Raw genomic sequence first — 7,448 nt, 5'->3', positions numbered from 1 at the left:
TTTCATGGTCGGGGGCGAGTGGGCCCACTCATGATTGGTTAGGCTGGTCGCGTTTCGGGAGGCCTGCTCGTGCAGGCGCCGACGATCGAGGAAGCGCTCGCAGGCGAGCGACGATGGTCGGCCGATGAGGCTACGGCCCGGAATGGCGGGGAGCGCGTCGGCGGATTGCCGGGACACCGGAATCCGAGAGAAAAGTCTAATTCGGCGGTCGAATATTCGGTATAATTTGTTGCGTTGCAGCATATCCCGGCTTACGAGGCTCGGCAGACTGCGCGACGCCTGGCCCAGCCAGAACAAGAGGAGTACCCGCATGAAAGCACCAAAAATCCTGCCCTGGATCGCCCACAAGACCGGGATCAGCGAAGAACTCGCGCTCAAACTGTGGCGGCGCGCGGCCGGCGAGGCCGAATACGTCACCGGCAGCTGCACCAGCTCGGAGTATTGCCGGCTGGCCGTCGAGCGTTTCATCGACTACGCGGAAGCCGAGGGTCAATGCTCGGTCGAACGAGAAACCGTCGCCGCGCGGACCTGCGTTTCGTGGCTCTGCCGTTATCAGAACCGAATCTCCAGGCTCAACCTGATCACCGCCCAGAACGTCTTCCGCCTGTGGCAGGCGAACTGGAACCAGTTCTTCGGCAACGAGCAGCGCGCCGCCTGAGATCCGGCCCGGGCACCGTGGCCAGCCGGCGCAAAGCCGGCGGCAAGTGTGCCGGGCGGCGCCCGGACCTCGACCGGCAGCCAGCGGGAGAGCGCCACCTCGTTCCTCTCGCCGCTGCCGACGTCCATCTCCCCGGTTTCTCGAGACGGCTTGCGTTTGAGCGCGGGCCGGCTAGACTGCGTGCATGCACGCCGACTGGAGCGACGAGAGACTGATGATGGCCTACCGGGATGGGGATGCGGATGCCTTCACCGCGCTGTACGGGCGCTACCGGGGCTCGCTGCACCGTTATCTGGTCCATCACTGCGGCAGCCCGGCGGTCGCCGAGGATCTCTATCAGGATGTCTGGATCAAGGTGGTCAACGCGCGCGCCGATTACGAGCCACTGGCCCGTTTCTCGACGTGGCTTTTCAGGATCGCGCGCAACCGTCTGATCGACCACTACCGCAGGCAGTCGTCGCAGCCCGTGGCCAGCGCGACGACCAGGGCGAGCCCCGAAGACGACGATCCCGACGAGGAGGAAGCGTGCTTCGCCGGTCTGTGTGCGCCCGACCACGAAAGACCGGATGCGCTCGTCGAGCGGCACGACAAGGCCAGGCGGATCAGCGAAGCGTTGGCCAGTTTGCCGGCGCCGCAGCGCGAGGCGTTCCTGCTCGCCGAAGAGGCTGGCCTGACTCTCGATGAAATCGCGCTGGCCACCGATTCGGGGCGTGAAACGGCGAAAAGCCGCCTGCGCTACGCGCTGAACAAGCTCAGGCACTCCTTGCAGGATCTGCTGTGAGCGACCCGAGCATCGAAATGCCGCACGATCCGCAGGTCTCCGGGCTCTACCGGCGGTACGCGACCGATGAGCCGTCGGCAGCCGTCGACCGGCGAATCCTCGCCCTGGCGCACGCCGCCGTGTCGAAGCAGCGCCCCGGCGTGCCGCCGAGCCGCTGGTGGCTGCGCTGGCGAACGCCACTGGCATTGGCGACGACCGCCGCACTGACCCTGACGCTGTCGATCCTTCATGAACGGCAGACCGGCGAGCGGGCGGCGCAGGAGCCGGTCGAGGCCCCTGCCGGGAGCGGACCGGCGTCGGTCGGGCAGGCCGCGCGGGGCCCGGTCAAGTCCGGAGCCAGCGTCGCCGAGCCTCGACCGCTCGCGCCGAGTCCGGCAGCGAAGGCGGAGCTTCGGTCAGGTTCGCCGGCGGCAGCCGACGTTCGAGCACCGGCGCGGACGGCGACCGAACGGCCAGGCGAAGGTGACCGAAGGCGCGCTGAAGGAGCCTTTGCCGGGCCGGCGGCGCAGGGAGGCGCCGAAAGAGAGACAGGCGCTGCGACCAATGCTTCGCCGGCGGCCGGCGCGGACAGAGCGCTTCCTGCAGCGGCCGCTCCCCGTGGGCTGGGCGTCACGCGCGAGTCTGCGCGCGCCGAGACGGCCCCTGCGCCGGCCCCGTCCGCGCCGTCGGCGGCGCGGACGGAGAAGAAGGCCGAGCGTTCGCCGGCCGCGTGGCTCGAGGAAATCCGCAGGCTGCGCCGTGAGGGCCAGATCGATGAGGCCGACCACCAGCTTGCCGAGTTCCGCCGCCTGAACCCCGACTTCCCGGTGCCCGAGGACCTGTTGCGCTAGACGCGGGGCAGCGCCGCGGTGCGGATGCGCGCAAGATTCGCTGGTCGCGTTTGACCCCGGTTTCGCGCGCGCTGCGTTTATGGACTCATCCCCCTGCCCAATCGAGGAGAATGCCATGAAACGATTCGCCGCCCTGCTTGCCGCCCTTCCGCTTGCCGCGTGCATCAGCTTCGCTGACGCCGGTTCACTCGTCGATGTCGGCGTCGTCGACCGTACGACCGGCCAGAAGCTGCGCGTCTATCGCCACGACGGCCGCCTGTACGTTGCCGGTACGCCGGGCAATCGCTACGCGGTCGTGCTCCGCAACCGGACTGGCGGGCGCCTGCTGACCGTCGTCTCGGTCGATGGCCTGAATGTCCTCAACGGTCAGACGGCGTCTGTCGACCAGTCGGGCTACGTCCTCCATGCCGGACAGGAGGCCGGAATCTCGGGTTGGCGCAAGAGCCTGGACGAGGTGGCCGCGTTCTATTTCACCGCGCTCCCCGACAGCTACGCGGCGCGGTCCGACCGCCCGCAGAACGTCGGGGTGATCGGTGTCGCCGTCTATCGCGAGGCCGCGCCGGTCGCCCCGCCACCGGTCGGGCTGTCGACCCGCCAGGAGAAGAGCACCGCTTCTGCCGACGGCGCCGCAGCAAACGAAGCAGCCGCACCCCCGGCGTCCGCTGGGCAGGCCACGGCTCCGGCTCCGGCAGCGGCCGACCAGGCGGCAGCCAAGCGATCCGAAAGCCGTCTCGGAACCGGGCACGGCGAACGAGTCAGCGCTCCGACACAATACACCGACTTTCGCCGGGCCAGTGACGCCCCCGCCGAGGTGGTCACGATCTACTACGACAGCTACCCGCGGCTCGTCGCGCAAGGGATCATTCCGCGGGCCAAGCCGCAACCGGTTCCCGACCCGTTCCCTGGCGGGTTCACGCCCGATCCGCGAAGCTGATCGCCGACTCGGGACAGGATCGTTTCGCGCCCGGTCACGCCCTGTACTTCTCCGGGCGCAGCACGCCGACCTCGCAGACGTAGAGGCAGATGCTGTAATGCGCGAAGTAGCTCTGCTGCAGGTGTTCGCCGAGCACCTCGCAGGTGTGCGCGTCGCAGAGGACCTCCATGCGGATGCAGCGGTCGGCGTCCCAGAGCGCTTCGCGTGCGCCGCTGCTGCCGCCCCCACGGGCATCGACGATCGTGTAACCGTGCGCGCCGAGCCGCAGCGCGTCCTCGACGAGCCGGGACTCGAGCGCCGCCTCGGCGAGGATGACGAGAAGCCTGCATGGATGAGTCTGCATGGGTCAGCTCCTGAGCAGCTGGGTCAGCTGGAAGTACAGCGGAATGCCGACGACGATGTTGAAAGGGAAGGTGATCGCCAGCGCTGCGGTGATCGAGATCGCCGGATTGGCTTCGGGAACGGCGATGCGCATCGCCGCCGGCGCAGCGATGTACGACGCGCTGCCGGCCAGCGTCGCGAGCAGCACCGTGCCACCCGGGCTGAGACCGATCACCGTGCCGAGCAGGATGCCGAGGCCGGCCGCGACCAGCGGCATGCCGACGCCGAAGCCGATCAGGAAGAAGCCGGTCTTGCGCAGGTCGCCGAAGTGGCTCGCCGCGACCAGACCCATCTCGAGCAGGAAGAGGCAGAGCACGCCCTTGAACAGCTGGAAGAAGAACGGGGTCAGTGGCTCGATTCCCTTGGGGCCGGCGGCCCAGCCGACGAGCAGGCCGCCGACGAGCAGGACGACGCTCTTGCCGAGCAGAACTTCGTGGAGCAGCTTGCTCCACGCGACGCTGCCGCCCGAGCGGGCGAGAAGCACGCCGACGACGATCCCGGGAACCTCGAGCAGGACGAGCAGCAGCGGCATGTAGCTTTCGTGTGGCATCGCCTGCTGGACGAGGAAATTGACGCCGACGGCGTAGGTGACGACGCTCACCGATCCGTAGTGGCCGGCGATCGCTCCGGCGTCGCTGCGTGAGAAACGGCCGATCGCCCGCAGGACCGGGTAGGCGAGCAACGGAATCAGCGCGCCGAGCGCAACCACGGCAAGGGCCTTGGGGAGGATCGCCAGCGGGTCCTGTTTGGCCAGTTCGGCTCCTCCCTTGAGCCCGATGGCCAGCAGCAGGTAGATCGACAGCGCTTCGTAGAGCGGCGCCGGAATCCGCAGGTCCGAACGCATCAGGCGCGCGACTGCGCCGACGATGAAGAACATCACTGCTGCATCCATGGGCGGGCTCGCTCGGTGAGTATCGGCGACCTTCGACCGCGCGCCGGTGGTCGGGTTCCCGGTGATCGCGAGAAAACCTGCCGACGGCGTCGGGTCGCCGGATCGTCGCCCGAGCGGCCTTGACGCGCCTGGCGCCGATCCTGATAACATTCGCGCGAACCCTTCGCTTCAGCAGGCCATGCCCAGACCAGTTCCCCACCAGGCGCCTTCCGCGGACGACAAGGACCAGCCACTCGTCGAAGACATCCGCCTGCTCGGCCGCATACTCGGCGAGGTGATCCGCGAGCAGGACGGGTCGGAGGCCTTCGCTCTCGTCGAGCGGGTGCGCCAGCTGTCGATCGCCTACCGGCTGCGCAGCGACGAGCAGGCCGGGCGGGATCTCGACGCACTGCTGCGCAGCCTGAGCAACGAGCAGACGGTCAGCGTCATCCGCGCGTTCAGCTATTTCTCGCATCTCACGAACATCGCCGAAGATCGTCACCACGTCCGCCGCCGGCTGCATCACGAAAACGCCGGGCACCTGCAGGAGGGCTCGCTGGCGCTGACCCTGAAGCGGCTGGCCGACGCCGGAGTGCCGCCCGAGACGATCGCCGGGACGCTCCGCGACGCGCATGTCTCGCCGGTGCTCACGGCTCATCCGACCGAAGTCCAGCGGCAGAGCATCCTCGCCGCACAGCGGGCGATCGCCGAACTCGTCGAGCGCCGTGACGGGCTGTCGAGCCCGCGCGAGCGTGCGCTCAACGAAGCTGCGATCAAGGCGCGGGTGACGCAGATCTGGCAGACGCGGATGCTCCGCCTGGCCAAGCTCAGCGTCGCCGACGAGATCGAGAGCTCGCTTCAGTACTACGGGATGACCTTCCTCGCCGAGGTTCCGCAGATCTACCGGAATCTCGAGGACGAACTTCCGGGCGAGCCGATCGCCCCCTTTTTCCGGATGGGCAGCTGGATCGGCGGCGATCGCGACGGCAATCCCTTCGTCACCGCCGAGACGTTGCGCCTGGCTCTGCGGCGCCAGGCCGAGACGGCGATCCGCCACTACCTCGCCGAGCTCCACGAACTGGGCAGCGAGCTGTCGATCTCGGCGCTCTGGGCGCAGGTCAGCGCCGAGGTCGAGGCGCTCGCCGAGCACTCGCCGGACACCAGCGAGCACCGCCGCGACGAGCCCTACCGGCGCGCGCTGATCGGCATCTATGCGCGTCTCGCAGCCAGCCTGCGGAGACTCACCGGGCAGTCGGCCGCGCGCGATGCGCTTGCGCCGGCTCCACCCTATGCCTCGGCAGACGAGTTTCTCGGCGACCTCGGAGCAATCGAGCGATCGCTGCGCGCGCACCACGGCGATTCGCTGGTCGGGCTCAGGCTCGCTCCGCTGATCCGGGCGGTCGAGGTCTTCGGCTTTCATCTGGCGACCGTCGACCTTCGCCAGAGTTCCGATCAGCACGAGAGTGTGCTGGCCGAGCTGCTCCGCGTCGCGCGGATCGAGGCGGACTACGCGGCGCTCGGCGAAGCGGCGCGCCGTTCGCTGCTCGTCCGGCTGCTCGGCGACGTGCGCCCCTTGCGTGTCCGCGGCGCCGTGTACAGCGCGCAGACCAGCGCCGAGCTCGCGGTTTTCGAGGAAGCCGGGTCGCTGCGGCAGCGCTTCGGGCAGCGGGCGATCCGCCAGTACATCATCTCGCACACCGAGGCGGTCAGCGATCTGCTCGAGGTGCTGCTGTTGTTCAAGGAGACGGGGCTGCTGAGCGGGGCGCTCGACGCCGAGGCGACGAGCCAGCTGATCGTCGTCCCGCTGTTCGAGACGATCGGTGACCTGCGGCGCGCGCCGGCGATCATCCGCAGCTTCTTCGCGATTCCCGGCGTCGCTGCGCTGATCCGTCGCTCGGGCGCCGAACAGGAGATCATGCTCGGCTATTCGGACAGCAACAAGGACGGCGGCACCTTGACCAGCAAGTGGGAACTGTACAAGGCCGAGACGGCACTGGCCAGGTTGTTCGAAGAGCGGCGCGAAGTCCGGGGAATCACCTTGCGCCTGTTTCATGGCCGTGGCGGCACGGTGGGTCGTGGCGGGGGCCCGAGCTACGAAGCGATCCTCGCTCAACCGCGGGGAACCCTGAACGGCCAGATCCGCCTGACCGAGCAGGGTGAGGTGATCGCCTCCAAGTACGCCAATCGCGACATCGGGCGGCGCAATCTCGAGACGCTGGTTGCGGCGACGCTCGAGGCGACCCTGCTGCCGCCGAAGCGGGCTGTTCCCGGGCGATTCGTCGACGTGGCCGAGGAACTCAGCACGGCGAGCATGGCCGCGTACCGCCGGCTGGTCTACGAGACGCCGGGTTTCGCGGACTACTTTTTCTCGGCCACGCCGATCCGCGAAATCGCCGAGCTGAACATCGGCTCGCGTCCAGCCTCGCGCAAGGCGGGTCGGTCGATCGAGAGTCTGCGAGCGATTCCCTGGGGCTTCAGCTGGGGCCAGTGCCGCGTCGCGCTTCCCGGCTGGTGCGGCTTCGGCTCGGCTGTCGAGGCCTATCTCGCCAGCCGGCCGGCAGACCGCGAGTCACGGCTCGAGCTGCTCCGCCGGATGTACGCGCAGTGGCCGTTCTTCCGGACCTTGCTCTCGAATCTCGACATGGTCATGGCCAAGACCGACCTCCGGATCGCGCGCCGCTACGTCGAACTCGTCGAAGATCGTGAATTGGGCGAGCGGATTTTCGGACTGATCGAGGCCGAGTGGCGGCGAACCCGCGAGGCGCTGGCGCTGATCACCGGCGAAAGCCGGCTCTTGGCGTCGAATCCTTCGCTGGCCCGCTCGATCGAACATCGTTTCTCGTATATCGACCCGTTGCATCATTTGCAGGTCGAACTGATGCGCCGCTACCGGGCGGGGTTGGTGGCTGGCGATCCAGGACTGGAACGTGTCCGGCGGGGGATTCACCTGTCGATCAACGGGATTGCCGCCGGGCTGCGCAATACCGGCTAGC

At 68.3% G+C, this 7,448-nt stretch carries 7 protein-coding genes; 5 read left to right on the top strand and 2 right to left on the bottom strand.

Features of this window, described 5'->3' with window-relative positions:
- The first annotated feature begins 310 nt into the window (after positions 1–310).
- From NFW05_RS00705 to NFW05_RS00690, 4 genes are all read left to right on the top strand, one after another.
- A complete protein-coding gene (locus tag NFW05_RS00705) occupies positions 311–658 on the top strand; it encodes a hypothetical protein (RefSeq protein ID WP_295301909.1) in 348 nt (115 codons plus the stop codon).
- 184 nt (positions 659–842) lie between these two features.
- Entirely contained in the window at positions 843–1,439 is a 597-nt protein-coding gene (locus tag NFW05_RS00700; RefSeq protein ID WP_295301908.1) for an RNA polymerase sigma factor, read from the top strand.
- The gene (locus NFW05_RS00695) at positions 1,436–2,269 is read left to right on the top strand and encodes a hypothetical protein (RefSeq protein WP_295301906.1); all 834 of its coding nucleotides are present in this window, start codon (positions 1,436–1,438) and stop codon (positions 2,267–2,269) included. The genes NFW05_RS00700 and NFW05_RS00695 overlap by 4 nt, the downstream gene beginning before the upstream one ends.
- Positions 2,270–2,384: 115 nt before the next feature.
- Positions 2,385–3,203 (top strand): hypothetical protein, encoded by an 819-nt coding sequence (locus NFW05_RS00690; RefSeq protein WP_295301905.1) that lies wholly within the window; start codon positions 2,385–2,387, stop codon positions 3,201–3,203.
- 34 nt (positions 3,204–3,237) lie between these two features.
- On the opposite strand, the gene NFW05_RS00685 is transcribed toward NFW05_RS00690, so the two are convergent.
- Both NFW05_RS00685 and NFW05_RS00680 read right to left on the bottom strand, forming a co-directional pair.
- On the bottom strand, positions 3,238–3,546 hold the full coding sequence (locus NFW05_RS00685) for a transcriptional regulator (RefSeq protein WP_295301903.1): 309 nt from the start codon (positions 3,544–3,546) through the stop codon (positions 3,238–3,240).
- 3 nt (positions 3,547–3,549) lie between these two features.
- Positions 3,550–4,476, bottom strand: coding sequence for a sodium-dependent bicarbonate transport family permease (locus NFW05_RS00680; RefSeq protein WP_295301901.1), 927 nt, complete (start codon positions 4,474–4,476; stop codon positions 3,550–3,552).
- Positions 4,477–4,654: 178 nt separating this feature from the next.
- On the opposite strand from NFW05_RS00680, the gene ppc reads away from it, so the two are divergent.
- Positions 4,655–7,447, top strand: a complete 2,793-nt coding sequence (gene ppc / locus NFW05_RS00675) for a phosphoenolpyruvate carboxylase (protein WP_295301899.1) — start codon at positions 4,655–4,657, stop codon at positions 7,445–7,447.
- Position 7,448: the final 1 nt, after the last annotated feature.

Origin of the sequence: Accumulibacter sp. (assembly GCF_023806625.1) — a bacterium.
GTDB lineage: Bacteria > Pseudomonadota > Gammaproteobacteria > Burkholderiales > Rhodocyclaceae > Accumulibacter.
The sequence above is the reverse complement of the archived record's forward strand: the minus strand, read 5'-3'. Positions and strand labels throughout refer to the sequence as shown.

Coding starts and splice junctions, on each gene's coding strand:
- NFW05_RS00700 (WP_295301908.1), top strand. CDS start 843: ATGCACGCCGACTGGAGCGACGAGAGACTGATGATGGCCTACCGGGAT.
- NFW05_RS00705 (WP_295301909.1), top strand. CDS start 311: ATGAAAGCACCAAAAATCCTGCCCTGGATCGCCCACAAGACCGGGATC.
- NFW05_RS00680 (WP_295301901.1), bottom strand. CDS start 4,476: ATGGATGCAGCAGTGATGTTCTTCATCGTCGGCGCAGTCGCGCGCCTG.
- ppc (WP_295301899.1), top strand. CDS start 4,655: ATGCCCAGACCAGTTCCCCACCAGGCGCCTTCCGCGGACGACAAGGAC.
- NFW05_RS00690 (WP_295301905.1), top strand. CDS start 2,385: ATGAAACGATTCGCCGCCCTGCTTGCCGCCCTTCCGCTTGCCGCGTGC.
- NFW05_RS00685 (WP_295301903.1), bottom strand. CDS start 3,546: ATGCAGACTCATCCATGCAGGCTTCTCGTCATCCTCGCCGAGGCGGCG.